The organism is Priestia sp. YIM B13552 (genome assembly GCF_042787775.1).
Taxonomy (GTDB): Bacteria; Bacillota; Bacilli; order Bacillales; family Bacillaceae_H; genus Priestia; species Priestia megaterium_E.
On the sequence record NZ_JBHZOU010000001.1, the window covers coordinates 1,185,255 to 1,197,768 of the forward strand.

Consider the following 12,514-nt stretch of genomic DNA (forward strand, 5'->3'; position numbering starts at 1 on the left):
GAGTATTTGAATGACCGATACATTAAGCACTCTTAAACATATATACGAAACCATTTTAAATAAAGTCGATGCCGGTATCCATGCGGTCGATGAAACAGGAAAAACTATTATTTATAATGAAAAGATGACAAAGATGGAGCTGATGGATGAACAAGACGTTTTACATAAAAACTTGTTAGATGTATTTATGTTCAAAGAAAATCAGCAAAGCACGCTTGTACAGGCGCTGCAAAAAGGAAAAGAAACGGTTAACGTCAAGCAAACGTATTTCAACAATCAAGGACAAGAAATCACGACGATTAATAATACCTTCCCTATTTTAAAAGACGGGGTCATTCAAGGAGCGGTTGAAATTGCTCAGGACGTGACAAAACTAGAGCGTCTAATCCGGCAAAACATTAGGCAAAAAGGAAACACACGCTTTACGTTTGACAGCATCATCGGAAACAGTCAAGCGGTTCATGATGTGATTGAAGACGCCAAGCGTGCTACTAGAACTCCTTCTTATGTCTTAATCATTGGAGAAACAGGCACGGGAAAAGAATTGTTTGCTCAAAGCATACATAATGGCAGCAGCCGCTCTTCTGCTCCTTTTATTTCACAAAACTGTGCTGCGCTACCGGATAATTTAATTGAAAGCCTTTTGTTCGGTACGAAGCGCGGAGCTTTTACAGGTGCAATGGATAATCCTGGCCTTTTCGAACAAGCGCAAGGAGGCACATTACTGCTAGATGAAATCAACTCGTTAAACCCAAATCTTCAGGCTAAGCTTCTTCGAGTGCTGCAGGAAAAAACCGTACGAAGAATTGGGGATATAGTGGACAAACCGGTTAACGTTCGAGTGATCGCGAACATGAATGAAGATCCAATCGATGCAATTGCAGAAAACCGATTACGCAAAGACTTATATTATCGACTTGGCGTCGTGACGCTTTTTATTCCTCCTCTTCGTGAACGAAAAGAAGATATTATTGAATTAACAAAGTTTTTCATCAAAAAATACAATGATTTGTTTCAGATGAATGTAAAAACCGTAGATCACCAAGTCATGTCTTCTTTTCTCTCTTATGACTGGCCAGGGAACGTACGGGAATTAGAACACATTATTGAAGGCGCAATGAACTTGGTAATGGACGAAGATGTTATTCACTATTCTCACCTTCCTTTCCAATACAGAACGAAGTTCCAGCTAAAGCAGCATGAACATTTTGAAAATAAAGCAAGCAGTGACGCACCTTCTTATCCAAGCGCTTTTCACCCTTCTCTTCCTTTAAAGGAACAGCTGTTAGCGTTCGAAGCAGAATGTATTAAACAAACGCTTGAACAACACAGCCACAACATCTCAAAAAGTGCTAAGATACTAGGGCTGACCAGACAAAGCTTGCAGTATCGTATGAAACGATTAAACATCCGCTCTAAATAAAAAAGAAGTGCACAGTGCACTTCTTTTTTATTTTGCTTTATAAACCGGTGAATCCGATTGTTTTTGATCAATATTTTTCTTGATTCCTACGTGATAATACACGTAGAGTACAATGATTAAAGGGACACCGCAGTAAAGACCAATTCGTTGATCCGGAATAAAAATTAAACTGATTAATACAAGTCCATACAAACAAAAACCTAGAATAGGAACGAACGGATAAAGCGGCGTTTTAAACTTCAATTCCTTTATGTCTCCTCCTTCCGCTAAAAAACGACGGCGGAACATAAATTGAGAGGCACAAATGGACATCCAAACAATAATGGTCACCATTCCTGAAATCGAAATAAACCAAAGATATACGGTTTCAGCAGCCACGACGCTTGTAATCAACGAGCACCCTGAAATAATCATTGTCACAATTAATGCGTTAATTGGAACACCTTTTGAAGATAATTTCTTCAAAGGTTTTGGCCCCATATTGCTGTTTGACAGTGACCAAAGCATACGAGAAGCAGCATAAACGCCGGAGTTCGCCACTGATAGAACGGCTGTTAAAATGACAAAGTTCATGATATCCGCTGCGTATGGAATGCCAATTTGATCTAATACGGCAACAAACGGACTTTCGATGACGCCTGCTGTTTTGTATGGCAGAATAGAGACTAAAACAAACATAGCTAACACAAAGAAAAACAGCGTTCTCCAAATGACGTTTCGAATAGATCTCGGTAACGTTTTCTCAGGACTTTCACTTTCTCCTGCTGCAATGCCGACAAGCTCCGTTCCTTGAAACGAAAAGTTAACCGTTACTAAAGTCAATAAAACTGCCAGTATTCCATTTGGAAAAAGACCTGCGCCTTGGGTGAAATGTGAAAGAAACGGTGCGGATTCTCCTCCCTTGAAATCGATAAAACCAAAAACAGCAGCTCCTCCAATTAAAATAAATAGAATAATAGCCGTAACTTTAATACTCGAAAACCAAAACTCAGTTTCAGCATAGCTTCGAGCAGAAAGAGCGTTAATTAAAAATGTAATGACGCCAAAAATCAAGCACCATGACCATATAGGTACATCAGGAAACCACCTCTGCATTAAAATTCCTGCTGACGTAAATTCAAGTCCTGTCGTATTTGCCCAGCTGAACCAGTACAGCCATCCAATCATAAAGCCTGTAGAAGGCCCTAAAAACCTTGTAGCGTATTCTTGAAAGGAACCTGAAACCGGCATTGCTACCGCTAGCTCTCCTAAACAAAGCATAACTAAATACATGAGGAAGCCGCCTATTATATATGCAAGAATGGCTCCTCCCGGCCCTGCCTGGCTAATAGTAAAACCCGAACCTAAAAATAGGCCTGTTCCAATCACGCCTCCTAACGCAATCATAAATAAATGTCTGCTTTTCATTGTTCTCTGTAATTGGTTTTGTTCTGTATGTCTATTCATCGGTACCTCCGTTCTTCATTTTCTTATATGTGGTTTGTACAAGCATACCTACTTTTTAACATCTGAACAGTTGTTTCTTGAATCAACTTAGGAAGGACGCCGAACGAATAAGGCTTGTACACTCGCTCTGTCCACTTATGTCCGTCTTTCCCATATACCCCCATATTGATGGACGGAATATTTAATTCTCGAATTTCACGGAAAGGAATCGCCCCTGCAATCCCCCATCCCGGAAAGTTACGTGTAAAAGCATCGATTTCCTCATCTGTCTCATGAAGAGATAAAAAGCTGCCATCCGCTAGGTAGGGGAAAAATTTTTTAAACTGAAACGTCTCTCCCGTCTGTTTTCCAACCTTCTCCACAGCCGCTTGCAAGGGATAAAGAAGCTGCTGATCTCTGCTTTCTTCTTTCTTCAAGTGATTATGAGGCAAGTAAGGCGGTGCAAAAAAGACAATTACGCGCGGACTTTGATGCGGATCTAACCTTTGAAGTTCTTCAATTACTTTAAAGCACCTTGTTCTAAGTTCTAAATGCGCATACTGTTCGAAAGCTCGTTCAATACAAGCCTGAGCATTTACCCCTTTTTGATCCAATTCTTCCAAATAATCTTCCAAACTCACAACATCTACTTTCCAAGACAAGTTTCGCTTTGGTAAATTCGTTCTCCGAACAAAAAGTTCGTAATAATCAGAAAGTTTTTTCTCCACTTTTTCACATGCTTCGATTGATAATCCAATTAATTGACTCATCACTTCTTTTGCCGTTCGTTCATAGATGAAATAGTTAAAATACAAATGACTACTTACAGCAGTTTGCACATTATAAGCCTCTTTATTATCTCGTTGATACAGACAGGAAGGTGGCAGTACCAGCTCTCCTTCAATATTTTCAGCTAGATTAATATTGTTATGGATGCTTCCTGTAATCTCAGATGCAATCAAATTAGGGTCTATACCAGCAAGCGTATCTCCTACGTGTACCTCCCTTCCGTAAATATAAAAACATGGAAGCAGTTTCCCAGCGGCTCCTGTATAAATATAGCGCGTGGAATCTCCATCGTAAAGAGGTGTAATAAAGTCGGTATTAATCGCTGCTACATATGAAAGATTTTTTTCTTTTTTCAAACGGTTCAGTTCAGAAACAGCAGAAATAATTCCAGCATGCTGACTTTCCTCATCTGGGTTGACCATAAAAAGGACGTTTCCTTCTAATTTATTTGGATGCTTAGTAAAATGCAGCACATTGGCTAAATGTACAGCAATTCCACTTTGCATATCAACGGCTCCTCTTCCAAACATCCATTCACCTGAGCGAGCATCTCGCTGTACATCTTCATTAATGTTATGCATAGAGAAATAGCGCTGAAGTTCTTCTGGATCTAATGCTATGTCTTTTAATGGACCAAAATCTTCAATGCCAACCGTATCTAAATGAGCGTGATAAATCATTGTTTGAGCATTTTTTTTGCTGCCTTGAATAAAAGCAAATACATTTTTTCTACCTAGCGTATCGCCATTAATTTTCTGTTCCCAAACGTGAAGGGGATTTTCTTTGAAATAAGGAAAACTTTGAAGCGTGTTTTTAATGAAATCAGCAATCTTTACTTCGCCGCTTGTCCCATTGATACTTTTGATTTTCACTAACGCTTTTGTTAAACATTCAACTTGCTCTTCCATGCTTAGCTGCGAGAGTTGGATATACACTTCTATTCCTCCTGCCTATCAAATAAAAACGTTATTTAGCTGCATATGAATAAAAATAGTACGATATATACATATCGTACTATTTTTATTTATTTTAAACCGATTACTCAGCAAATACTTTTTCAATTCGTTCAATTGCCCAGTCTAACTCTTCTTTTGAGATCGTTAGCGGCGGAGCAAAACGAATAACCGTACTGTGCGTTTCTTTACAAAGCAAACCTTGGTCTTTTAATTTTTCACAATAAGGACGAGCTTCTTCGTGTAATTCTACCCCGATGAATAGACCTCGGCCGCGCACTTCTCTAATAACTGGATTGCTTAAGCTTTGGAGCTTCTGCTTGAAATAAGAACCTAATTCTAATGAACGCGCTGGAAGTTCTTCATCTTCAATTACTTCCAAAGCAGCTAATGATACGGCACAAGCAAGCGGGTTTCCTCCAAATGTTGAACCATGAGAGCCAGGGTTAAAGACACTTAAAATGTCTTCGTTAGCGACTACGCAAGAAATAGGGAAAACTCCTCCTCCAAGCGCTTTACCTAAAATCAGCATATCTGGTTCTACGTCTTCCCAATCACAAGCAAACATTTTGCCTGTACGCGCTAAGCCAACTTGGATTTCATCAGCAATAAATAGCACATTATGTTCTTTACATAAATCAGCTGCAGCTTTTAAGAAGCCTTCTGGAGGTAAAACGATACCTGCTTCACCTTGAATTGGCTCAATTAAAAATGCGGCTGTATTTGGTGTAATAGCAGCTTTTAACGCTTCTAAATCACCATAAGGAATGGTTTGAAGCCCTGGAAGCATCGGTCCAAAACCACGTTGATATTCTGCTTCAGACGATAAGGAAACAGCTGTCATTGTACGACCGTGGAAGTTGCCCACACATGCGATGATTTGTGCTTGATTTTCAGCAACGCCTTTCACATCGTAAGCCCAGCGGCGTGCAGCTTTAATGGCTGTTTCCACCGCTTCTGCTCCCGTATTCATTGGAAGAGCCATATTTTTATTTGTTAATTTACAAATCTTTTCATACCATGGACCAAGCTGATCATTATGAAACGCTCGTGACGTTAACGTTACTTTATCAGCTTGACGTTTTAATGCTTCAATAATTTTTGGATGACGATGTCCTTGGTTAACAGCGGAATAAGCACTTAGCATATCCATATATTTATTATTTTCTGGATCGTGTACCCATACGCCTTCTGCCTTTTCAATTACAATCGGCAGCGGATGATAGTTGTGTGCCCCAAATTTTTCTGTTTGCTCAATGATTTTCACCGTTTTTTGTGTTTCAGTTGTCATATTTACTCCTCCTTATTTTCTAATTAGAATGTTTCAGATGTTGTTTTTGCTTGCATGTGAAGAACAAGATAATCCGGTCCGCCTGCTTTTGAATCCGTTCCTGACATATTAAATCCGCCAAAAGGCTGGTAACCAACAATCGCTCCTGTACATCCTCTGTTAAAATACAGATTTCCAACATGGAACTCTTCACGGGCGCGCTCAATATGCTCGCGGTTGTTTGATAATAAAGCGCCTGTTAATGCATATTCTGTATTGTTTGCAATCTCCATCATATGATCAAAATCTCGCGCTTTAGAGAATGCTACTACCGGACCAAAAATTTCTTCTTGCATGAGACGAGCTTTTTCATCTACATCCGCAAAAATAGTTGGCTGAATAAAGTATCCAGTTGAATTGTCTGCTTCTCCTCCCGCAACAAGCCGTCCTTCTTCTTTTCCAATTTCAATATACGATAATACTTTGTTATACGACGCCTCATGAATAACAGGTCCCATATAAGTTGAAACTTCTTCTGGGTTTCCAACGGTTAATGTTTTTGTTAGCGCAACTGCTTTTTCAAGCACTTCATCATACACATCTTGATGCACAACAGCACGAGAACCAGCGGAGCACTTTTGCCCTGCAAAACCAAATGCAGAGTATACAATTGAAGAAGCAGCTAAATCCAGATCCGCATCTTTGTCTACAACCACCGTATCTTTTCCGCCCATTTCAGCAATAACGCGTTTTAGCCATTTTTGGCCCGGCTGTACTTTTGCTGCTCTTTCATAAATGCGGCAACCTACTGCTCGCGAGCCGGTAAATGAAACAAAACGTGTTTTTGGATGTTCAACTAAATAGTCACCGATTTCAGGTGTAGCACCAGGAATAAAGTTTAATACGCCTTTCGGTAAACCTGCTTCTTCCATTACTTCTACAAATTTCGCTGCTACTACAGGAGTGGCATCAGCTGGCTTTAATAAAATCGTGTTGCCTGTTACGATAGCTGCTACTGCTGTTCCAGCCATGATAGCTAACGGGAAGTTAAAGGGTGAAATAATAATACCTACGCCAAGTGGAATATAATTGTACTGATTATACTCACCGTCTCGACTCTGTACTGGAGAACCATCTTTTAACGTCAGGACTTGACGTGCATAGTACTCTAAAAAATCAATTGCTTCTGCTGTATCAGCATCTGCTTCGTTCCAAGGCTTTCCTGCTTCTTTTACAAGATAACTAGAAAATTCATGCTTTCTGCGACGGATGATGGCCGCTGCACGAAAAAGAATATCTGCTCGATGTTCTACTTTCCATTTTTTCCACGTTTCAAAAGCTTTTAAAGCTGACTGCATCGCTTGCTCTGCTAAGTCTTTATTTACTGTAGAGACATATCCAATCACTTCTTTTATATTCGCTGGGTTAACAGACGTAATTTTCTCTTCAGTTTCCACTTTTTCACCGTCGATCACAAGCGGGTACGTTTTGCCAAGCTGTGTATTTACATATGTTAATGCTTCTTGAAATGCCTTTTTATTGTTTTCGTCCTTAAAATTTGTAAATGGTTCATGAGAATAAGAAACTACCATGATATATACCTCCTAGTATGCAAATCTTTGTTTACTTTATAGTTATGCAAATAGCGTGCCAACTTTTAATAAAACTTTACAGCCTATTTGCCATCAAGGTTTTCACCACTTGTATTATTCTTTCTTTTTAATACAGGAAAAAATAATTGGCACCTGTATATTTTTTTTGCACTTTAAACGCCAATATCTTTGGCACAGAAAATATATTGAGACATACCTAAATCAATCCAATCTAAAAACGAAAAAATCCGAACAAGTTTGATTCTCCATCAAGAATCAAACTCGTTCGGATCTTCCTTCAACTACAATACTTTTGTCCCAGCCTCTTTCTATTTGTTTATAAAGTTATCTCTTCGTCATTTGAATGGTTTTACAGGATTGTCTTTCAATCATTTTGTGAGCAACGCGCACTTGTTCTGCAACAGCATATGGCGTTTCAATCTGCTTAATCAAACAGCGTACAGCCTGATAACCAAGTTCAAAAATATTAATATCAATAGATGTGAGAGCAGGTCTAGCCATTTCGGCGATCAAAACATTATTAAAACTGACAATCGAAATGTCTTCAGGAACCGAAATTCCCAGTTCATCCAATGTATTTAAAACGCCTAATGCCATTAGATCGTCCGCTACTACCAGAGCCGTTGGACGTTCTTTTAGAGATAAAAGTTCGCAAACAGCTTCTTTTCCTCCCTTCTGTAGAAATTCTTCATGAATTACATACTCGTCCCGGTAAGGAATGTTTGCTTTTTGAATCGCTTTATCATAGCCTGTTAAACGGTCAATGGTAACGACTAATTCAAGACTTCCGCCAATAAACGCAATACGCTCATGTCCAGATTCAATTAAATATTCCGTCGCTTCTTTTCCAGCTTTAAAATTATCATTATCAACAAACGTGATGCTTTCACTATGTTTAAACGGCTTTCCAATAACTACAAACGGCACGCTCTGTTCTTGCAAATAAGAAAGTACTTGATCATCAACTTTGGAGTACAGCAAAATTAATCCATCCACTCGTCTTCCCTGTACCATTTGAACAACTTCTGCAAAAATCTCTTCTTCCGTTTCTCCAGTGGACATATAAATCGCTCTTTTGTTTTCGTGAGCTCCGGTGCTGATTCCTCTTAGCACTTCGGGAAAGAATGGATTTTGAAACACCTTGTCTGCTGAGCTCGGCATCACTAGGCCGACTGCCTCTGTCGTTTGATTTGCTAGACTTCGCGCAATAATATTTGGGTGATAACCAAGTTCTTTCATAGCCGATCGCACGCGCTGTTTTGTTTTTTCACTAATTCTTGAGCTGTCTGCAATGACGCGAGATACCGTCGAAGGGGCTACATTTGCTAAATTTGCCACATCTTTTATTGTTACACCCATAATTCCACCTCTTAATTATGTTTTCTTCATTAATACTTATCCAATTATAATTTGACAACTACGACGCGCTGTCCTTTTTACGTGATTGAGAAATTTTCTTTTCTTTTCTTCTTTTTGAAGATGCTTTGTACAAAAAGATGCCAAATCCCGTATAAACAGCAGCAACCGCTGCGATATATCCAATATTAAACCCTGACTTTTTCACTACTTTATATACATTTGTGGTCTCAGGCTCCAATGAAATGTTGTATACATCGTCAACGGGTCGTATAATTCCTTCCGTTATTAACCCTCTTAGTTCATTTTCTTTTCCAACTTTTTTGAGCGGGACATTAATGTCCGACGTTTCCTTTGTATTATTAATCACAACAAACGTCGTTTCGTCCTTATACCTTCTCTTGTATACAGCCACACCTTTTTGCTCAGACACAAGGGTAAAGCTTCCTTTGCGAAGAGAAGGCGACTTTGCTCTAAGTTCAGCCAGTTTTTTTAAATGATCTATAATATCGGGATTAGCTAAAAAATTCATCATCCCATAATTTTCTGCTCCCTTTCCCCCATTCAGCGCAATTTCCGTTCCATAAAAAACGATTGGTACACTCGGCGAAGTATAAAGATACGAAAGCCCTTGCTTTGTTCGGGCTCCAGGATGATTTTCACTCTTCAATGCTTGTGCTGTAAAACGTGTGCTATGAACATCATCTAAAAAATTGGCTAAAGGCTGATTACTTCCTTTCCTCCACTTGTCATACAACATTTTCTGCGGACGATTAGTACCGCTAAACGTAGCAGCAGTGGCTTCGGCTAGCGTTCTATCTACAAGCAAATCTACTCCTAACGAATCAGCCTGCTCATTTTTTTTAAATGGTTGCCCGTTTATTTCTCCTATTAATAGAAAAGAAGGATTCATGCTTTTTAGCGTCTTAGAAAAGGATGAAATAAATGCAGAAGGAGCTTGATCGATATCTTTAACGTAATATCCGTCAATATCTGCTTGTTTGCTCCACCAAGCAGCATTTTTAATAAGGTATTTCTGCACAGCGCTTTCTTTTAAATTAAGGTGAGGCAATGCTTTAATTACTTCGTTATCTGTACCGGATTCATTACTTATCCATGTTTGTTTTTCTTTATCTGCTACCCAGGAATGATTGTTACTGATTGTCAAAGGAAATTCGACCATAATTTTTATATTGCGCTCATGTGCTTTCTTCACAAGATTTTGTAAGTCTTTTAACGTTCCAAAATGATCGTCTATTTTATAATGGTTGGTCACCGCATATCCATGATAGCCTGTCTCATCATTTTCCATAAACGGAGTTAATAAAACAGCGGTAAATCCCATCTCTTGAATATAGTCTAACTTTTGTGCTAGTCCCTGTAAATCGCCTCCATAATAGGCATCTGAACGTTCATAGTTAACATTTCGATCATTCTGTTCACTTCCGTTATAAAAACGGTTGATCATCAATGAGTATATTACCTCATCACGTATATCTTTATGATCTTGCGCTGAGGCACTGCTTCCAAAAAGCAATAATAGTATAAGCAGCATACTTATCCTTTTCCATTTCATCTATTCCCCTCCTATAGACGAACTGTTTCAAACTCACTTTTGTTTCCATTATAACGTTAACGCTTACATTATTGTTAAATAAGTTGATAAAAACAAAAAAAGTGATTAAAAGTTTTTACTTTTAATCACTTTTTTCATCTATATACTGCTATACCGTCTCATTTACGTTCGAGATATGAGGTTTATCCGATACTTTACCAACTTTATTTAATCGATCAATCAATCCAACACCAAATTCTGGATGAAGGTTACCATCTCCTGTCGCTACGAAACTTTCACGAAATTCGTATGCGGATGAACCGTGTTCAGCAAAATCTAAACCAGCAATTTCTTCTTCGCTTGATACTCGAATAGAAGAAAAACGCGTGAGAACAAATAAGAATAACCCAACCGTTCCAATTGTCCAGCCCATCACAGCTATGATTCCAAGAGCTTGAATACCTAATAGCTGTACGCCTCCGCCATAAAATAAACCATTAGCCGTATCAAACAGCCCCACTGCTAACGTCCCCCAAATACCGCAAATTCCATGAACAGTAATAGCACCAACTGGATCATCTAACTTCATTTTGCTATCGATAAAATGCACAGCTTCTACTAGAATAATTCCTGCAATTAGCCCAATGACGATTGCACCTGGAATCGATACGTTTGCTGTTCCAGCTGTAATTCCTACAAGTCCAGCTAAAGCACCGTTTAATGTTAAGCTAGCGTCAATACGTTTGTAGCGAAACTTTGTATATAAAGCAGAAGACAGGACTCCGCATGACCCAGACATTAATGTAGTTGCGATGATTCCTGGTACAAGGGCAGGATCCGCTGCTAATGTACTTCCTCCATTAAATCCAAACCAGCCAAACCAGAGGATAAATACACCTAATGCGCCAAGTGGAATATTATGTCCTTGAATAGCATTGACTTTTCCATCGCTTCCATACTTTCCAAGACGTGCTCCTAGAAAAGTAACTGCTACAGCCGCACCAAGAGCTCCAGTCAAATGAACAACTGTCGACCCTGCAAAATCTACGAAGCCTAGTTTAGACAACCATCCTCCTCCCCACACCCAGTGACCTACAACTGGATAAATAACAGCTACCATAGCAATTGTTAGCATCATATAGCTCGATAATTTCATACGTTCTGCTACCGCTCCTGAAATAATCGTAGCGCATGTTGCTGCGAAAACAATTTGAAAGACAAAAAAGCTCATTTGATCGCTTTCTCCATTTAAAAAGAAACCGCTCGAACCGATAAATCCTCCTTTAGAATTTCCAAACATGAGCGCAAAACCAACCACAAAATACAAGACGGAAGACACAGCTACCGTTAGCATATTTTTCATTAAGATATTAAGCGAATTTTTCGAACGAGTGAAGCCTGTTTCAACCATCGCAAACCCTGCGTGCATTAAAAACACAAGTACTGCCCCAAACATTACCCACATCATGTCAATTGATGCGCTGACTGATTCAACAGTTGGGTCAGCCGCATTAACGCGTGTTGCCGCCAACAAACTAACAAACAAAGCCGCACTAATTTTCTTTTTCAACGCTTAACTCCCCCTCTATTAAAATAACACTCTCTTTTTATAAAATAGCCTCTACACCTGCTTCTCCTGTTCTAATTCGTACAGCATCCTCTACCGGATATACAAAAACCTTTCCGTCGCCTATTTGATTCGTGGAACAAATTGATTGAATGATCTTAATGACTTCATCAACTTGTTCTGTTTCTAAAATCATTTCTACCTTCACTTTAGGTACTAGTTTGATTTCAAAACTTTGTCCCCTGAACAGTCCCTGCTCTCCTTTTTGCTGACCGCATCCTGCTACTTCTGAGACCGTTAATCCGTTTATTCCTACTTCCTCTAATTTTACGCGCAGTGCTTGAAATTTTTCTGGACGAATGATGGCTTCTACTTTTTTCATCGTAACCCCTCTTCCATGTTAGTTTTATTCACATTTAATGTTATGTATATTATCATATAGATAATTTTCTGAATATTCAAGTTAATATGTGATAAAAATGAGACTTTTTTCTTATTTACATAATAGTTAACGCTTTCATATCTTTTCAAAAAAAAGTAACGCAAAGGAAAAGTAATTCCTT

Annotated in this window: 9 protein-coding genes; 1 reads left to right on the forward strand and 8 read right to left on the reverse strand. The window is 38.9% G+C overall.

Annotation, left to right across the window (positions count from 1 at the left end; translation table 11 throughout):
• The first annotated feature begins 10 nt into the window (after positions 1-10).
• Positions 11-1,423, forward strand: coding sequence for a sigma-54 interaction domain-containing protein (locus tag ACFX40_RS05780; RefSeq protein WP_377254420.1), 1,413 nt, complete (start codon positions 11-13; stop codon positions 1,421-1,423).
• 27 nt (positions 1,424-1,450) lie between these two features.
• Here ACFX40_RS05780 and ACFX40_RS05785 read toward each other — a convergent pair whose 3' ends face one another.
• The 8 genes from ACFX40_RS05785 to ACFX40_RS05820 form a co-directional block, all read right to left on the reverse strand.
• On the reverse strand, positions 1,451-2,869 hold the full coding sequence (locus ACFX40_RS05785) for an amino acid permease (protein WP_028407441.1): 1,419 nt from the start codon (positions 2,867-2,869) through the stop codon (positions 1,451-1,453).
• A gap of 23 nt (positions 2,870-2,892) precedes the next feature.
• Complete coding sequence (locus ACFX40_RS05790; RefSeq protein ID WP_060746439.1) at positions 2,893-4,572, reverse strand: M20/M25/M40 family metallo-hydrolase; 1,680 nt, start codon at positions 4,570-4,572, stop codon at positions 2,893-2,895.
• Between the two features lie 103 nt (positions 4,573-4,675).
• The gene (locus tag ACFX40_RS05795) at positions 4,676-5,881 is read right to left on the reverse strand and encodes an ornithine--oxo-acid transaminase (RefSeq protein ID WP_028407439.1); all 1,206 of its coding nucleotides are present in this window, start codon (positions 5,879-5,881) and stop codon (positions 4,676-4,678) included.
• A 23-nt stretch (positions 5,882-5,904) separates the two neighbouring features.
• Positions 5,905-7,452, reverse strand: a complete 1,548-nt coding sequence (gene pruA / locus ACFX40_RS05800; protein WP_014461625.1) for an L-glutamate gamma-semialdehyde dehydrogenase — start codon at positions 7,450-7,452, stop codon at positions 5,905-5,907.
• 345 nt (positions 7,453-7,797) lie between these two features.
• Entirely contained in the window at positions 7,798-8,832 is a 1,035-nt protein-coding gene (locus ACFX40_RS05805) for a LacI family DNA-binding transcriptional regulator (protein WP_098433396.1), read from the reverse strand.
• Positions 8,833-8,890: 58 nt separating this feature from the next.
• On the reverse strand, positions 8,891-10,405 hold the full coding sequence (locus tag ACFX40_RS05810; protein WP_377254423.1) for an alpha-amylase family glycosyl hydrolase: 1,515 nt from the start codon (positions 10,403-10,405) through the stop codon (positions 8,891-8,893).
• A 148-nt stretch (positions 10,406-10,553) separates the two neighbouring features.
• A complete protein-coding gene (locus ACFX40_RS05815; protein WP_034275482.1) occupies positions 10,554-11,954 on the reverse strand; it encodes an ammonium transporter in 1,401 nt (466 codons plus the stop codon).
• A 37-nt stretch (positions 11,955-11,991) separates the two neighbouring features.
• Positions 11,992-12,333, reverse strand: coding sequence for a P-II family nitrogen regulator (locus tag ACFX40_RS05820; RefSeq protein ID WP_025749925.1), 342 nt, complete (start codon positions 12,331-12,333; stop codon positions 11,992-11,994).
• Positions 12,334-12,514: the final 181 nt, after the last annotated feature.

Excerpts from the sequence above, each read along its gene's own strand:
- ACFX40_RS05780 (WP_377254420.1), top strand. The coding sequence starts at position 11 with ATGACCGATACATTAAGCACTCTTAAACATATATACGAAACCATTTTA.
- ACFX40_RS05785 (WP_028407441.1), bottom strand. The coding sequence starts at position 2,869 with ATGAATAGACATACAGAACAAAACCAATTACAGAGAACAATGAAAAGC.
- ACFX40_RS05795 (WP_028407439.1), bottom strand. The coding sequence starts at position 5,881 with ATGACAACTGAAACACAAAAAACGGTGAAAATCATTGAGCAAACAGAA.
- pruA (WP_014461625.1), bottom strand. The coding sequence starts at position 7,452 with ATGGTAGTTTCTTATTCTCATGAACCATTTACAAATTTTAAGGACGAA.
- ACFX40_RS05805 (WP_098433396.1), bottom strand. The coding sequence starts at position 8,832 with ATGGGTGTAACAATAAAAGATGTGGCAAATTTAGCAAATGTAGCCCCT.
- ACFX40_RS05810 (WP_377254423.1), bottom strand. The coding sequence starts at position 10,405 with ATGAAATGGAAAAGGATAAGTATGCTGCTTATACTATTATTGCTTTTT.
- ACFX40_RS05820 (WP_025749925.1), bottom strand. The coding sequence starts at position 12,333 with ATGAAAAAAGTAGAAGCCATCATTCGTCCAGAAAAATTTCAAGCACTG.